Raw genomic sequence first — 13,863 nt, 5'->3', positions numbered from 1 at the left:
CCGCAGTATGACCAGCCGCGTACCGCGCTCAGCTGACCTGCATCAAGCCGGGCTCAGCTCCAGCGGCACATAGAGCCGCTCGTAGAGTGCCTGCACCGCCGGCTCGGCGGCCTCGGCCAGATAGCCGCCTTCCAGCGCCAGCACCTGATAGATGCCCCGACGCAGCATGTCCTGGCTGATGTCACCCCCCTGGCTGAGGGTGGTGCAGAGAAAGCGTACCCAGGAGGTCATGATGATCCAGCTGTTCAGCGTCAGCGCTTCGATCTGCGCCGGGGTCATGCGCAGGATGCCGGCCTCGACGAATCCCAGGTAGATACCCTGGGCCGCCTGCAGGCAGCGCCGGGCGAAGGCGCGGTAGCGTTCCGCCAGCTCCGCGTCGGCGTCCAGCAGGTGCTCGAGGTCGCGGTGCAGAAAGCGGTAGTACCACATCGCGGCGAGCAGCGCCTCGAGATAGAAAGTCTTGTCGGCCACCGTCAGTGCGCGCCCCTCGGGCCGGCGCAGAAACTGGTCGACCTGCGCCTCGTACTGGGCGAACAGTTCGGCGATGATCGCCTGCTTGTTGCGGAAGTGGTAGTACAGGTTGCCGGGCGACATGCCGAGGTGCGCGGCAATGTGATTGGTAGTGACGTTGCGCTCGCCCTGAGCATTGAACAGCTCCAGGCTGGCTTCGACGATGCGGTCACGGGTCTTGTTCTTCGGGGCCATGGTTCGGCTCGACACACGAAATGGACTAGGGTCTGTTGGCCCTAAAAGTACAGGTAAGCGCCGGCGCTGACGACCGGTCAAACCTCTGATTGACACTTTAGAGCATTTACTCTAAAAATCATCGCTACTCAAATCCGCAGCAGCCCCGAGAGGATGCACGCCATGGTCGCCGACGTTGCCTATCTCCAACAAAACCAACAACAGATAGAGGCCCTCGGGCCGCTGCTGGCCGCCCAGCGCACCGCCTATCGCGCCAACCCCATGCCCTCGGCCGAGCAGCGCCGCGCCTGGCTCAAGGCCCTGCGCGAGCTGATCCTGAGCGAGAAACAGGCGCTGATCGAGGCGGTCTCCCGTGACTTCAGCAACCGCGCCGCCGAGGAAACCCTGCTGGCCGAGATCATGCCCAGCCTGCATGGCATCGACTACGCCAGCAAACGCCTGGGCAAGTGGATGAAGCCATCGCGGCGCAGCGTCGGCCTGGCCTTCCAGCCGGCCGCGGCCAAGGTGGTGTACCAGCCGCTTGGCGTGGTCGGCGTGATCGTGCCGTGGAACTACCCGCTGTACCTGGCCTTCGGCCCGCTGATCGGCGCCCTGGCCGCCGGCAACCGGGTGATGATCAAGATGAGCGAATCGACCCCGGCCACCTCGCAACTGGTCAAGGAGCTGCTGGCGCGCATCTTCCCCGAAGAGATGGTCGCCGTGGTACTGGGCGAGGCCGAGGTTGGCCAGGCCTTCTCCCGCCTGCCGTTCGACCACCTGCTGTTCACCGGCGCCACCAGCATCGGCAAGCATGTCATGCGCGCCGCCGCCGAGAACCTGGTGCCGGTGACCCTGGAGCTGGGCGGCAAGTCGCCGGCCATCGTTTCCGCCGATGTGCCGCTGGCAGACGCCGCCGAGCGCATCGCCTTCGGCAAGACCATGAACGCCGGACAGACCTGCGTGGCGCCGGACTATGTGCTGGTGCCGCAGGATCGCCTGGAAGGCTTCGTCGCCGCCTACCGTGCCGCTGTGCAGCGCTTCTACCCCAAGCTGGAAAACAACCCGGACTACACCGCCATCATCAACGAGCGCCAGCTCGGCCGACTCAAGGGCTACATCGCGGATGCCGAGGCCAAGGGCGCACAACTGGTGCCGCTGTTCCCCGGCGACCAGGGCCGGCGCCTGGCGCACAGCCTGGTACTCAACGTCAGCGACGAGATGAAGCTGATGCAGGAGGAGATCTTCGGCCCGCTGCTGCCGATCGTGCCCTACCGGCGCCTGGACGAGGCCTTCGCCTACATCAACGACCGCCCGCGGCCGCTGGCCCTGTACTACTTCGGCTATGACAAGGGCGAGCAGCAGCGCGTGCTGCACGAGACCCACTCCGGCGGCGTGTGCCTCAACGACACCCTGCTGCACGTGGCCCAGGACGACATGCCGTTCGGCGGCGTCGGCCCCTCCGGCATGGGCCACTACCACGGCCACGAGGGCTTCCTGACCTTCAGCAAGGCCAAGGGCGTGCTGATCAAGCAGCGCTTCAACGCCGCGCGGCTGATCTACCCACCCTATGGCACGGCGATCCAGAAACTGATCCAGAAACTGTTTATCCGCTGAGGGCTGTCGATGAACGAGATCGCCAACGCCACGCCGCAGCTGTCGCGCCGTGGCCTGCTCAAGGTCGGCCTGCTCGGTGGCGCCTTCCTGGCCACCGCCGGGGTCACCGCCAGCCTCAGCGGCTGCTCTGCCAGCGTCCCGGCGACTGGCTACCAGGTGCTGCGCGCCAGTGATCTGCCCAGCCTGCGTGCAATCATCCCGGTAATGCTGGAAGGCGCGGTACGCCCAGAAGCCCTGCAGGCGGCGGTGGACGCCACCTTGTTGGGCGTCGACAACAACCTGCAGCACCTCTCGCCGGAGCTGCTCAAGCTGACCCAGCAGCTGTTCGACGTGCTGGCCATGGCGGTCACCCGCGGACCGCTGACCGGCATCTGGGGCAGCTGGGAGAATGCCTCCCAGGCCGATATCCAACAGTTCATCAAGCGCTGGGAACACAGCTCGCTGGACCTGCTGCGCATGGGCCATGCCTCGCTGCTGCAGCTGATCCTGATGGCCTGGTACGCACGACCACAGTCCTGGGCCCATTGCGGCTACCCCGGCCCGCCGCAGTTCTGATCAACGGCCAGCGGCCAACACGCTCGCCCCTGACGCCGGGCAGAATGACAAGAATGAGAGCCTGAACATGCCTGTACCCGATATCTTCCGCGACGGCCTGGCCCGCGGCTGGACCACCTACAACGGCGCGCGCCTGGACAAGGATCTGCTGCTGGAGGCCGACGTGGCCATCATCGGCAGCGGTGCCGGGGGTGGTACCACGGCGGAGATCCTCAGCGCCGCCGGGCTGAAGGTGTTGCTGATCGAGGAAGGTCCGCTGAAGACCAGCAGCGACTTCAAGATGCAGGAAGCCGATGCCTATCCGCAGCTGTACCAGGAAGGCATCGGGCGCATGAGCAAGGACGGCGCCATCACCATCATGCAGGGCCGCGCCGTGGGCGGTACCACGCTGATCAACTGGACCTCCAGCTTCCGCACGCCGGAGCCGACCCTGCAGCACTGGGCCGACGCGCATGGCGTGAAGGGTCACAGCGCCGCCGACATGGCGCCCTGGTTCGAGAAGATGGAGCAGCGCCTGGGCGTCGCTCCCTGGGCCATGCCGCCGAACGCCAACAACCAGGTAATCAAGGACGGCTGCGAGAAGCTCGGCTACGCCTGGCACATCATCCCGCGCAACGTGCGCGGCTGCTGGAACCTGGGCTACTGCGGCATGGGCTGCCCGGTCAACGCCAAACAGTCGATGCTGGTCACCACCATTCCGGCCACCCTCGACAAGGGCGGCGCCCTGCTCTACCTGGCCCGTGCCGAGCGCCTCATCCATGACGGCGATCGCGTGACCGGCCTGGAATGCCTGGGCATGGATGAACGCGCGGTGGCCCCCAACGGCCGGCGCATCATGGTCAAGGCACGCCATTACGTGCTGGCCGGCGGCGGTATCAACTCGCCGGCACTGCTGCTGCGCTCGCAGGCGCCGGACCCGCATGAGCGAGTCGGCAAGCGCACCTTCCTGCACCTGGTGAACTTCTCGGCGGCGCAGTTCGAACAGGTCATCAATCCCTTCTACGGCGCGCCGCAGTCGGTCTACTCCGACCACTTCCAGTGGGATGACGGCACCGCCGGGCGCATGTCCTACAAGCTCGAAGTGCCGCCGATGCAGCCGGCCCTGGCCGCCACCCTGCTCGGTCGTTTCGGCGTCGACAACGCTCTGCGCATGGAGCAGCTGCCGCATACCAACGTGATGCTGGCGCTGATGCGTGACGGCTTCCACCCGGACAGCGCCGAAGGCCGCGTGGAACTGCGCGGCGATGGCACGCCGGTGCTCGACTACCGCATGACCGATTACACCTGGGACGGCCTGCGCCGGGCCTTCCACAGCATGGCCGAGATCCAGTTCGCTGCCGGCGCCAAGGCCGTACTGCCCATCCATGCCGCGGCCGAGTACGTGAAGAGCCCGGCCGAGGCCAGGGCCTTGATCGATCGGCTGGAGCTGCGCCTGTTCCAGACCCGCCTGGGCAGTGCCCACGTGATGGGCGGCTGTGCCATGGGCGAGGACGCGAAGCACGCGGTGACCGACAGCCTCGGCCGTCATCACCAGCTGGAGAACCTGTCGATCCACGACGGCTCGCTATTCCCCACCAGCATCGGTGCCAACCCGCAGCTGTCGATCTACGGCCTGACGTCCAAGCTGGCAACCCTCCTGGCCGAGCGGCTCAAGGCATGAGCAAGCTGGTCGCCGTCCTGCTATTGATCGTCGGCATCATTCATCTGCTGCCGGTGGTCGGAGTCCTTGGCGGCGACCGCCTCAACTCGCTCTATGGTCTCAACCTGGACGAGCCCAACCTACAGATCCTCATGCGCCATCGCGCCGTGCTGTTCGGCTTGCTGGGGGCCCTGCTAGTAGCGGCGGCCTTCCTGCCCGGCTTGCGCACCCTGGCACTTCTTGCCGGCCTGGTCAGCGTGGTCAGTTTCCTCCTGCTGGCCTGGGGCACACCGCTCTATAACGAGGCCCTGCGCCGGGTGGTGGTAGCCGACTGGATCGCCCTGGCCTGCCTGCTGCTGGCGGCCACTCTGCACCTGCGTTCGCCCTGAGGGTTTTCCCAAGGGGAAACGCTGCGCTACCATCCGCGCACCCCAACCGCTCCGAGCAGGACGATGCGATGAATCGAGTGTTGTACCCAGGCACCTTCGACCCCATCACCAAGGGCCATGGCGACCTGGTGGAGCGCGCTTCGCGCCTGTTCGACCACGTCATCATCGCCGTAGCCGCCAGTCCGAAGAAGAATCCGCTGTTTCCGCTGGAGCAACGGGTGGCGCTGGCTCAGGAAGTCACCGCGCACCTGCCCAACGTCGAGGTCGTCGGGTTTTCCACCCTGCTGGCGCACTTCGTCAAGGAACAGAACGCCAACATCCTGCTGCGCGGCCTGCGCGCGGTGTCCGACTTCGAGTACGAATTCCAGCTGGCCAACATGAACCGCCAGCTGGCGCCGGACGTAGAAAGCATGTTCCTCACGCCGTCGGAGAAGTATTCCTTCATTTCTTCGACGCTGGTGCGCGAGATCGCCGCACTGGGTGGCGACATCACCAAGTTCGTCCATCCGGCGGTGGCCGAAGCCCTCGCCGAGCGCTTCAAGCGCTGAGTTCCAGCGCACCGGCACGGGCGCCCCTGTCGCCCGTGCATGGCGTGATGCCCGGCAATCCGGCACAATTCGCCCATTGAATGCCTGTAAGTGCCATGCCCGTCGGGCCTGGCAGGAGTTGCCCGATGTCCCTGAAAATCACTGACGACTGCATCAACTGCGACGTTTGCGAGCCCGAGTGCCCGAATGGCGCCATCTCCCAGGGCGAAGAGATCTACGTGATCGACCCCAACCTGTGCACCGAATGCGTCGGCCACTATGACGAGCCGCAATGCCAGCAGGTCTGCCCGGTCGACTGCATCCCCCTCGATGACGCCAATGTCGAGAGCAAGGATCAGCTGATGGAGAAGTACCGGCGCATCACCGGCAAGGCCTGAGTCGCCCGCCACAACGCAAGGGTCGGATCTTCGCTAGGCTATGCACCTGCCCAGCACGGAACGAGCCCATGCCCTACAAGACCCTTCTCGCCTGCCTGCTGCTGACCTGCACGCTCGCCGCCCAGGGCGCAGCGCCCAAGCCGCAGCAGGCCGCCGTCGCCACCGCACACCCCGCCGCCACCGTCGCTGGCCTGGAAACCCTGGCCCACGGTGGTAACGCCTTCGATGCCGCCGTCGCGATTGCGGCCGCACTGGCGGTGGCCGAACCCTATGGTTCCGGCCTCGGCGGAGGAGGCTTCTTCCTGCTGCGCCAGGCCGGCGAGAAACCCGCATACCGCTTCGTCGATGCCCGCGAGCGCGCGCCCCTGGCGGCCGGCCCGGACCTCTATCGGCGTAACGGGACGGTGCAGCGCGAGCTGTCGCTGAACGGCCCGCTGGCCGCAGCCATCCCCGGCCTGCCGGCGGCCCTGGCGCATCTGGCCGAGCGCTACGGCAAGCTGCCGCTGAACGATTCGCTGACCCCGGCGATCCGCCTGGCGCGCGATGGCGTGGGTATCGATCGGGTCTACCGCGAGCGGGCCGAGTGGCGCCTGGCGGCCCTGAAGCAGGACCCGGCCAGCGCGTCCATCTTCCTCGATCAGGGGCAAGTTCCTCCCCTACACGGCCTGCTGCGCCAGCCGGCGCTGGCACGTACCCTGGAGCGCCTGGCGCGCGATGGTCACGCCGGCTTCTACGCGGGCGAAACCGCCCGCCTGCTGCTAGAGGGTGTCAGGAACAGCGGCGGTGTGTGGAGCGCACGCGACCTGCGCGACTACCGGGTGGTCGAGCGCCAGCCACTGCGCATCGGCCTGGCGGGCGGCCATGAGCTGATTACCGCGCCGCCCCCTTCGGCCGGTGGCATAGCCCTGGCGCAGAGCCTGCTGATGCTGCAGGAGCTGCCCTGGCAAAAAGCCGGCGCGGTGCAACGCGGCCACTATGTGGTGGAGGTCCTGCGCCGCGCCTATCGCGACCGCGGCCTGCTGGGCGACCCGGACCAGGTGCGCAACCCACTACCACAGCTGCTCGACCCCGACTATCTGGAGCGCCTGGCCAAAGGCATTGCCCTGCAGCATGCCACGCCCAGCACCAGCCTGCCGCCGGCACCGGGCTGGCGCGAGGGCGATCACACCACCCACTTCACCGTGCTCGACACCGAGGGTAATGCGGTGGCGGCCACCCTGTCGATCAACCTGCCATTCGGCGCTGCCTTCACCGTGCCCGGCACCGGCGTGCTGCTGAACAACGAGATGGACGACTTCGCCGCCGACCCCAGCGGCAGCAATGCCTACGGCCTGACTGGCAGCCAGGCCAACCTCATCGCCCCGGGCAAGCGGCCGCTGTCATCGATGAGTCCGACCTTCATCGAAAGCAAGAGCGAACTGGCATCCTTCGGCACTCCCGGCGGCAGCCGCATTCCCAGCATGGTGCTGCTGGCAGCGCTCGACTACCTGGACGGCAAGCCAGTGCAGCAATGGCCGGCCACGCCACGCTATCACCACCAGTATCTGCCGGATGTGATCGAGCATGAGCCCGATGCCTTCAGCGCCAGCCAGCTGCGCAGCCTGGAGATGCGTGGCCACCGGCTCAAGCGGGTGGAACGCCGCTATGGCAACCAGCAGGTGCTGCTGTGGCGCAAGGACAGCGGCCAGGTAGAGGCCGCCAGCGACCCGCGCGGCGTGGGGCGTGCGGAACTGTGGAAATAGCCGCGCCAGAAATGCAGAAGCCGGTCATCGGACCGGCTTCTGGGTTACCGCGAGGAAGGATCAGTCCTTCTTGTAGCCACTTTCGGTGCAGCCCAGGCAGCGCACGAAGGCGGACATGCCCGGCTCGACCACCAGCGCCTGACCAGCTTCCTTGACGTTGCCGCCGGCAGCGGTGAACGGCAGGCTGACCAGGAACATACCGGCACCAATCACGGTACCTGCGATCAGCAGCGGACGCGCGATGAGCAGGTCGCCCGCCATGGCGTAGCCTTTGGGAGCATTGGCGGTGTAGATGGGGTCACCGCTGGTATTCTGCTGAACCACTTCCGCCTGCGCCGGCAGTGCCAGCAGGCCAGTGGTCAGAGCCAACACAGCGGCGGTAGTGCGAAACAGGTTCATGGCGCGGTCCTTCATTTATGTAGTTATGGCAGAGCGTTGCTGCTAACTATAACAGCGCTCACGCAATTGTCAGCGTGAACCCTGTCAATCGCCGTAGAACGCATATTCCGGCTTCTTCGGCACATAGGGACGGAAGAATGCCAGCAGTGCCTGCAAATCCGCCTCGGCATCACCGCTCGGCTGGAACGGCGCGCCGATCACCACGCGGCGATTGGCGAAGTCCAGCGCCCCGGGCACGATCGGCACGCCGGCGCCCAGGGCGATATGGTAGAAGCCCATCTTCCAGCGCTCGACCTTCTTGCGCGTACCTTCCGGCGACAGCACCAGGATGAACTCGCGGTTGTCGCGAAAGCCCTGAATCGCCTGTTCCACCATGTTGAGGCTGAGGTGACGCTGAATCGGGATGCCGCCCCAGCTGCGCATCAGCCCACCGAAAGGCCAGCGAAAGATGCTGTGCTTGCCGAACCAGCGGGCATTCAGGCGCAGCACGAACTTCAGGGCGATGAAGATCACGAAGTCCCAGTTGGAGGTGTGGTGGGCGCCGATGGCGACGAACTTGTCGAGCCGTGGCAGTTCGCCCTCGATGCGCCAGCCCATCAGCTTCAGCGCGGTGCGCCCGATCCACTCGACGAGCGGGTTGGGCGGCAGGTAATTGCCGTACATCCTGATTCCTACTGCTTGTTCTTATTCTGGGTGGATCGCTAGCGCTGGCATTTCGGGCAGTACACGCTGGCGCGCTGGCCCAGTTTCACCTCGCGCAGGGTGGTGCCGCAAACCTTGCAGAATTCGCCGCCACGACCGTAGGCGAACAGCTCCTGCTGGAAGTACCCTGGTTGGCCGTCACCGCCGATGAAGTCACGCAGGGTAGTGCCGCCGCGCTCGATGGCATAGGCGAGGATGCGCTTGATCTCTTCGGCCAGTTTCACGTAGCGCGCCCGCGAGACGGAGCCGGCCTCGCGGCGCGGGTCGATGCCAGCCGCGAACAGCGCTTCCGTCGCATAGATGTTGCCCACGCCGACCACCACCGCGTTGTCCATGATGAACGGCTTGACCGCCATGCTGCGGCCGCGCGACTGCTGAAACAGGCGCTCGCCGTCGAAGGCCGCGGTCAGCGGCTCCGGCCCCAGCTTGGCCAGCAGCTCATGGCGCAGCGGATCGCTGCTCCACAGCAGCGCGCCGAAGCGCCGTGGATCGGTGTAGCGCAGCGCCAGCCCAGACTCCAGCTCGATGTCGACATGTTCGTGTTTGGCCACGGGCGTACCCACCGGCACCAGGCGCAGATTGCCGGACATGCCCAGATGACCGATCAGCGTGCCGCTCTCGGCCTGGATCAGCAGGTACTTGGCACGGCGCTCGACACACTGAATGCGCTGCCCGGACAGGCGCGCATCGAGGTCTTCGGGAATCGGCCAGCGCAGGCGGCGCTCGCGCACGACCACGCGGGTAACGCGCTGCCCCTCGAGATGGGGGGCGATACCGCGACGGGTGGTTTCGACTTCGGGTAGTTCGGGCATGCAGCGACTCGGTACAACGGTGTGCGGGCCGCCAACCCTAGCAGGAAGGCGGCGGGCGGGGAATCAGCCCGGCCCCAGGTCGCGGATCGTTTCCTTGAGATTCTCGAAGTCATACTCCGAGAGCCCCACATACTCCAGCACCAGGGTCTGGATACTTTCCCACTCGTGATCGCACTCCTGGTTGCCCAGCACCCGGTAGGTCGCGCAGATATGCTCGGCCATCTTGAGGATCGCCATCAGCGTCTTCAGCGGCGCATCGCGGCCGGTATCGTCCTCGAACAGCGACAGCGCGTTGTGGTGATTGGCGATGGCCTCACAAAGGTGCAGCGGCAGGTTCCACGACTTGGCGGTGAAGTAACCGACCACCGCGTGGTTGGTATTGAGCAGGCGATTCTCGGTGTCCACCACCCGTCGCTCATGACTGGCACTGTAGTAGGCCTCTTCCAGTACCGTCATGTAGTTGGGGAACCGCTTGACCATCAGTGGAATGCCACAGTTGTGGAACAGGCCCAGGGTATAGGCCTCATCCGGCGACTTGTAGCCGATGCGCTTGGCCAGCGTCAGGCAGGTCATGGCCACATCCTGGGCGGTGTCCCAGAAGCGGTTCAGGGTGACGATCGCCTCATCGGTCAGCTCGCCCTTGATCGACTGGGCATTGATCAGATTGATCACCGAATTGCAGCCCAGCAGATTGACCGCCTGCTGGATCGAAGCGATGCGGTTGGACAGACCAAAATAGGGCGAATTGACGATCTTCAGCAGCGCGCCAGACAGGCCCGGGTCCTGGCTGATCAGTTTGGCGATGGTACGCAGATCCGGGCTGGGCATGACCTGCTCCATCTGCAGATCCACCATGATCTGTGGCTGCGGCGGCACGCTGATGCCCTGCAGCACCTGCTGGATCTGTTCAGCGGAAAGTTCGTGGGTCATGGCCGGACACTGAAGTGTGAGAGTCGCCACAGTTTAGCCAAAGCTTTCCCGACACCACAGCCAACTTTTGTAAACGCCTTGAGCCGGGCGAAACGGCTATAATTCCGCTCTTTTTCGCGGAGTAGCCCCATGTCCCTGCCCAGCCTGCGCCTCAAAGCCAACGCCGATCGTCGCCTGCGGGCCGGCCACCTGTGGGTCTACAGCAATGAGATCGATGTGGCGGCCACGCCACTGAGCCTGTTCCAACCGGGCGACCAGGCCGTGCTCGAGGCCGCCGGCGGCAAAGCTCTGGGCATCGTCGCCATGAGCCCGAACAACCTGATCTGCGCCCGACTGCTGTCGCGCGACGTCAAGCATGTGCTCGACAAGTCACTGCTGGTACACCGCCTCAACGTTGCCCTGAGCCTGCGCGAGCGCCTGTTCGACACCCCGCACTACCGCCTGGTGTACGGCGATTCCGATCTGCTGCCGGGCCTGGTGGTGGACCGCTTCGGCGACCACCTGGTGGTGCAGCTGGCCTCGGCCACCATGGAGCGCGCCAAGGACGCGGTGATCGAGGCCCTGGTGCAGGTGCTCAAGCCGCGCGGCATCCTGTTCAAGAACGACTCCGCCGCGCGCGATGCCGAGGGCCTCACCCGCTACGTCGAGACCGCCTTCGGCCTGGTGCCGGAGTGGGTGGCGCTGGAAGAGAACGGCGTGAAGTTCGAAGCGCCGGTGCAGGGCGGACAGAAAACCGGCTGGTTCTATGATCACCGCATGAATCGCGCGCGCCTGGCCCCCTACGTCAAGGGCAAGCGTGTGCTCGACCTGTTCAGCTATGTCGGCGGCTGGGGCGTGCAGGCCGCCGCCTTCGGCGCCGACGAAGTGTTCTGCGTCGACGGCTCGGCCCTGGCCCTGGACGGCGTGGAGCGCAACGCCGCACTCAACGGCGTGGCCGAAAAGGTCACCTGCATCGAGGGCGACGTGTTCGAGGCACTCAAGGAGCTGAAGGCCGCCGAAGAACGCTTCGACGTGGTGGTCGCCGACCCGCCCGCCTTCATCAAGCGCAAGAAGGACATCAAGAACGGCGAGGCTGCCTATCGTCGCCTGAACGAACAGGCCATGCGCCTGCTCAACAAGGACGGCATCCTGGTCAGCGCCAGCTGCTCCATGCACCTGGAAGAGGACCATCTGCAGAACATTCTGCTGACCAGTGCCCGCCACCTGGACCGCAACATCCAGCTGCTCGAGCGCGGCGCCCAGGGCCCCGACCACCCGGTACACCCGGCGATCCCGGAGACCCGCTACATCAAGAGCCTGACGGTCCGACTGCTGCCCAACAGCTGAGTGCCGACCACCTGCGGCCCGCCAACCTTCCCCCGGCGGCCGCAGGCGGCGTAGAATCGGGGCATTCCTCGCCAGGCATCCTCCGGCGGGCTTGTGAGCCCGGGCCGAGCGGACGGAGATCCCGTCGCGCTGCACGCCCACCCTCGACGCGGCCATCTGCCGCCGACCCGCTCACCACACACCACTGCTACCCTGATTAGCCGCAGGAATCCGTCATGCCCGATTACCGCTCGAAGACCTCCACCCACGGCCGCAACATGGCTGGCGCCCGCGCCCTCTGGCGCGCTACCGGGATGAAGGACGAAGACTTCAAGAAACCGATCATCGCCATCGCCAACTCCTTCACCCAGTTCGTGCCCGGCCACGTGCACCTGAAGGACCTTGGCCAGCTGGTCGCCCGCGAGATCGAAAGAGCCGGTGGCGTGGCCAAGGAGTTCAACACCATCGCCGTGGACGACGGCATCGCCATGGGCCACGACGGCATGCTGTATTCGCTGCCCTCCCGCGAGATCATCGCCGACTCCGTGGAGTACATGGTCAACGCCCACTGCGCCGACGCCATCGTGTGCATCAGCAACTGCGACAAGATCACCCCCGGCATGCTGATGGCCGCCCTGCGCCTGAACATCCCGGTGGTGTTCGTCTCCGGCGGGCCGATGGAAGCCGGCAAGACCAAGCTGGCCAACCATGGCCTGGACCTGGTCGACGCCATGGTCGTCGCCGCCGACGACTCCTGCTCCGACGAAAAGGTCGCCGAATACGAGCGCAGCGCCTGCCCCACCTGCGGCAGCTGCTCCGGCATGTTCACCGCCAACTCGATGAACTGCCTGACCGAGGCCCTCGGCCTGTCGCTGCCGGGCAACGGTTCGACCCTGGCCACCCACAGTGACCGCGAGCAGCTGTTCCTGCGCGCCGGCCGCCTGATCGTCGACCTGTGCCGCCAGTACTACAACGAAGGCAACGACAACGTCCTGCCGCGCAAAATCGCCGGCTTCAAGGCGTTCGAGAACGCCATTGCCCTGGACATCGCCATGGGTGGTTCGACCAACACCATCCTGCACCTGCTGGCCGCCGCTCAGGAGGCCGAGCTGGCCTTCGATCTGCGCGACATCGACCGCATGTCGCGCAAGGTGCCGCAGCTGTGCAAGGTGGCGCCGAACATCCAGAAGTACCACATGGAAGACGTGCACCGCGCCGGCGGTGTCTTCTCCATCCTCGGCGAGCTGGCCCGTGGCGGCCTGCTGCACACCGACGTGCCGACCGTGCACAGCCCGAGCATGGGCGAAGCCATTGCCCAGTGGGACATCACCCAGACCCGCGACGAAGCCGTGCACACCTTCTTCAAGGCAGGCCCGGCCGGTATCCCGACCCAGGTTGCCTTCAGCCAGAGCACCCGCTGGGAGACCCTGGACGACGACCGCGAAAACGGCTGCATCCGCTCGGTCGAGCACGCCTACTCGCAGGAGGGCGGCCTGGCCGTGCTGTACGGCAATATCGCGCTGGACGGCTGCGTGGTGAAAACCGCCGGCGTGGATGAGTCCATCCATGTGTTCGAAGGTACCGCGAAGATCTTCGAGAGCCAGGACAGTGCCGTGAAGGGCATCCTCGCCGACGAAGTGAAGGCCGGCGACATCGTGATCATCCGCTACGAAGGCCCGAAAGGCGGCCCGGGCATGCAGGAAATGCTCTACCCGACCTCCTACCTGAAGTCCAAAGGCCTGGGCAAGGTCTGCGCCCTGCTCACCGACGGCCGCTTCTCCGGTGGTACGTCGGGACTGTCCATCGGCCACGCCTCGCCGGAGGCCGCCGCCGGTGGTGCCATCGGCCTGGTCAAGGACGGTGACCGCATCCTGATCGACATCCCCAACCGCGCGATCAACCTGCAGGTGTCCGATGCCGAGCTGCATGCCCGTCGCATCGAGCAGGACCAGAAAGGCTGGAAGCCGGTCGCACCGCGTGCGCGCAAGGTGTCCACCGCCCTGAAGGCCTACGCCCTGCTGGCCACCAGCGCCGACAAGGGCGCGGTACGCGACAAGGCACTGCTGGAAGGGTGAGTCGGCCTCGGGCAGCGCGAGCGTTGCCCCGGCGAGCGACCGGCCATGCCGATCCTGATAAGCCCGGCCCTGCGCCGGGCTTTTGTTTTCTC

At 65.9% G+C, this 13,863-nt stretch carries 14 protein-coding genes; 9 read left to right on the top strand and 5 right to left on the bottom strand.

The annotated features are described in order from the left end of the window. Nucleotides 1-42: 42 nt before the first annotated feature. Entirely contained in the window at nt 43-705 is a 663-nt protein-coding gene (locus ACOAPY_RS02465; RefSeq protein ID WP_465154911.1) for a TetR/AcrR family transcriptional regulator, read from the bottom strand. 162 nt (nt 706-867) lie between these two features. On the opposite strand from ACOAPY_RS02465, the gene ACOAPY_RS02460 reads away from it, so the two are divergent. From ACOAPY_RS02460 to ggt, 7 genes are all read left to right on the top strand, one after another. Further along, nucleotides 868-2,298 carry a coniferyl aldehyde dehydrogenase gene (locus tag ACOAPY_RS02460; protein ID WP_465154910.1) on the top strand — a complete coding sequence of 477 codons (1,431 nt, stop codon included), beginning with the start codon at nt 868-870 and terminating at the stop codon, nt 2,296-2,298. 9 nt (nt 2,299-2,307) lie between these two features. Next, the gene (locus tag ACOAPY_RS02455) at nt 2,308-2,853 is read left to right on the top strand and encodes a twin-arginine translocation pathway signal protein (RefSeq protein WP_203789206.1); all 546 of its coding nucleotides are present in this window, start codon (nt 2,308-2,310) and stop codon (nt 2,851-2,853) included. Between the two features lie 67 nt (nt 2,854-2,920). Further along, nucleotides 2,921-4,513, top strand: a complete 1,593-nt coding sequence (locus tag ACOAPY_RS02450; protein WP_465154909.1) for a GMC family oxidoreductase — start codon at nt 2,921-2,923, stop codon at nt 4,511-4,513. Further along, the gene (locus ACOAPY_RS02445; RefSeq protein WP_465154908.1) at nt 4,510-4,881 is read left to right on the top strand and encodes a phosphopantetheine adenylyltransferase; all 372 of its coding nucleotides are present in this window, start codon (nt 4,510-4,512) and stop codon (nt 4,879-4,881) included. The genes ACOAPY_RS02450 and ACOAPY_RS02445 overlap by 4 nt, the downstream gene beginning before the upstream one ends. 68 nt (nt 4,882-4,949) lie before the next feature. After that, nucleotides 4,950-5,429, top strand: coding sequence for a pantetheine-phosphate adenylyltransferase (coaD, locus tag ACOAPY_RS02440; RefSeq protein ID WP_076423908.1), 480 nt, complete (start codon nt 4,950-4,952; stop codon nt 5,427-5,429). A 125-nt stretch (nt 5,430-5,554) separates the two neighbouring features. Then, nucleotides 5,555-5,806 (top strand): YfhL family 4Fe-4S dicluster ferredoxin, encoded by a 252-nt coding sequence (locus ACOAPY_RS02435; protein WP_021699997.1) that lies wholly within the window; start codon nt 5,555-5,557, stop codon nt 5,804-5,806. A gap of 68 nt (nt 5,807-5,874) precedes the next feature. Next, complete coding sequence (gene ggt, locus ACOAPY_RS02430; protein WP_465154907.1) at nt 5,875-7,548, top strand: gamma-glutamyltransferase; 1,674 nt, start codon at nt 5,875-5,877, stop codon at nt 7,546-7,548. 60 nt (nt 7,549-7,608) lie between these two features. Here the strand turns inward: ggt and ACOAPY_RS02425 are convergent, their stop codons facing one another. The 4 genes from ACOAPY_RS02425 to ACOAPY_RS02410 all read right to left on the bottom strand — a co-directional run bounded on the left by ACOAPY_RS02425 (nt 7,609) and on the right by ACOAPY_RS02410 (nt 10,337). After that, a complete protein-coding gene (locus tag ACOAPY_RS02425) occupies nt 7,609-7,947 on the bottom strand; it encodes a multidrug transporter (RefSeq protein ID WP_076423905.1) in 339 nt (112 codons plus the stop codon). A gap of 84 nt (nt 7,948-8,031) precedes the next feature. Beyond that, entirely contained in the window at nt 8,032-8,610 is a 579-nt protein-coding gene (locus ACOAPY_RS02420; protein ID WP_286945272.1) for a lysophospholipid acyltransferase family protein, read from the bottom strand. A 38-nt stretch (nt 8,611-8,648) separates the two neighbouring features. Continuing rightward, nucleotides 8,649-9,461: a bifunctional DNA-formamidopyrimidine glycosylase/DNA-(apurinic or apyrimidinic site) lyase gene (gene mutM, locus ACOAPY_RS02415; RefSeq protein WP_465154906.1), complete on the bottom strand. Its 813-nt coding sequence runs from the start codon at nt 9,459-9,461 to the stop codon at nt 8,649-8,651. A 63-nt stretch (nt 9,462-9,524) separates the two neighbouring features. Continuing rightward, nucleotides 9,525-10,337, bottom strand: coding sequence for an HDOD domain-containing protein (locus ACOAPY_RS02410; RefSeq protein WP_465156686.1), 813 nt, complete (start codon nt 10,335-10,337; stop codon nt 9,525-9,527). A 183-nt stretch (nt 10,338-10,520) separates the two neighbouring features. Between ACOAPY_RS02410 and ACOAPY_RS02405 the strand changes: the two genes are divergently transcribed. Together ACOAPY_RS02405 and ilvD are read left to right on the top strand one after the other, a co-directional pair. Continuing rightward, nucleotides 10,521-11,717, top strand: a complete 1,197-nt coding sequence (locus ACOAPY_RS02405; protein WP_465154905.1) for a class I SAM-dependent rRNA methyltransferase — start codon at nt 10,521-10,523, stop codon at nt 11,715-11,717. 215 nt (nt 11,718-11,932) lie between these two features. Beyond that, complete coding sequence (gene ilvD / locus ACOAPY_RS02400; RefSeq protein ID WP_465154904.1) at nt 11,933-13,771, top strand: dihydroxy-acid dehydratase; 1,839 nt, start codon at nt 11,933-11,935, stop codon at nt 13,769-13,771. The last annotated feature ends 92 nt before the right edge of the window (nt 13,772-13,863 follow it).

The sequence above is a fragment of the Pseudomonas stagnisoli genome (assembly GCF_048595745.1).
In the GTDB taxonomy this organism is placed as follows: domain Bacteria; phylum Pseudomonadota; class Gammaproteobacteria; order Pseudomonadales; family Pseudomonadaceae; genus Aquipseudomonas; species Aquipseudomonas alcaligenes_A.
The sequence above is the reverse complement of the archived record's forward strand: the minus strand, read 5'-3'. Positions and strand labels throughout refer to the sequence as shown.

Bases quoted from the DNA above. Each gene is read 5' to 3' on its own strand.
- mutM (WP_465154906.1), bottom strand. From the start codon at position 9,461: ATGCCCGAACTACCCGAAGTCGAAACCACCCGTCGCGGTATCGCCCCC.
- ACOAPY_RS02445 (WP_465154908.1), top strand. From the start codon at position 4,510: ATGAGCAAGCTGGTCGCCGTCCTGCTATTGATCGTCGGCATCATTCAT.
- ACOAPY_RS02455 (WP_203789206.1), top strand. From the start codon at position 2,308: ATGAACGAGATCGCCAACGCCACGCCGCAGCTGTCGCGCCGTGGCCTG.
- ACOAPY_RS02420 (WP_286945272.1), bottom strand. From the start codon at position 8,610: ATGTACGGCAATTACCTGCCGCCCAACCCGCTCGTCGAGTGGATCGGG.
- ilvD (WP_465154904.1), top strand. From the start codon at position 11,933: ATGCCCGATTACCGCTCGAAGACCTCCACCCACGGCCGCAACATGGCT.
- ACOAPY_RS02405 (WP_465154905.1), top strand. From the start codon at position 10,521: ATGTCCCTGCCCAGCCTGCGCCTCAAAGCCAACGCCGATCGTCGCCTG.
- ACOAPY_RS02435 (WP_021699997.1), top strand. From the start codon at position 5,555: ATGTCCCTGAAAATCACTGACGACTGCATCAACTGCGACGTTTGCGAG.
- ACOAPY_RS02465 (WP_465154911.1), bottom strand. From the start codon at position 705: ATGGCCCCGAAGAACAAGACCCGTGACCGCATCGTCGAAGCCAGCCTG.
- ACOAPY_RS02425 (WP_076423905.1), bottom strand. From the start codon at position 7,947: ATGAACCTGTTTCGCACTACCGCCGCTGTGTTGGCTCTGACCACTGGC.
- coaD (WP_076423908.1), top strand. From the start codon at position 4,950: ATGAATCGAGTGTTGTACCCAGGCACCTTCGACCCCATCACCAAGGGC.
- ACOAPY_RS02460 (WP_465154910.1), top strand. From the start codon at position 868: ATGGTCGCCGACGTTGCCTATCTCCAACAAAACCAACAACAGATAGAG.
- ACOAPY_RS02450 (WP_465154909.1), top strand. From the start codon at position 2,921: ATGCCTGTACCCGATATCTTCCGCGACGGCCTGGCCCGCGGCTGGACC.
- ggt (WP_465154907.1), top strand. From the start codon at position 5,875: ATGCCCTACAAGACCCTTCTCGCCTGCCTGCTGCTGACCTGCACGCTC.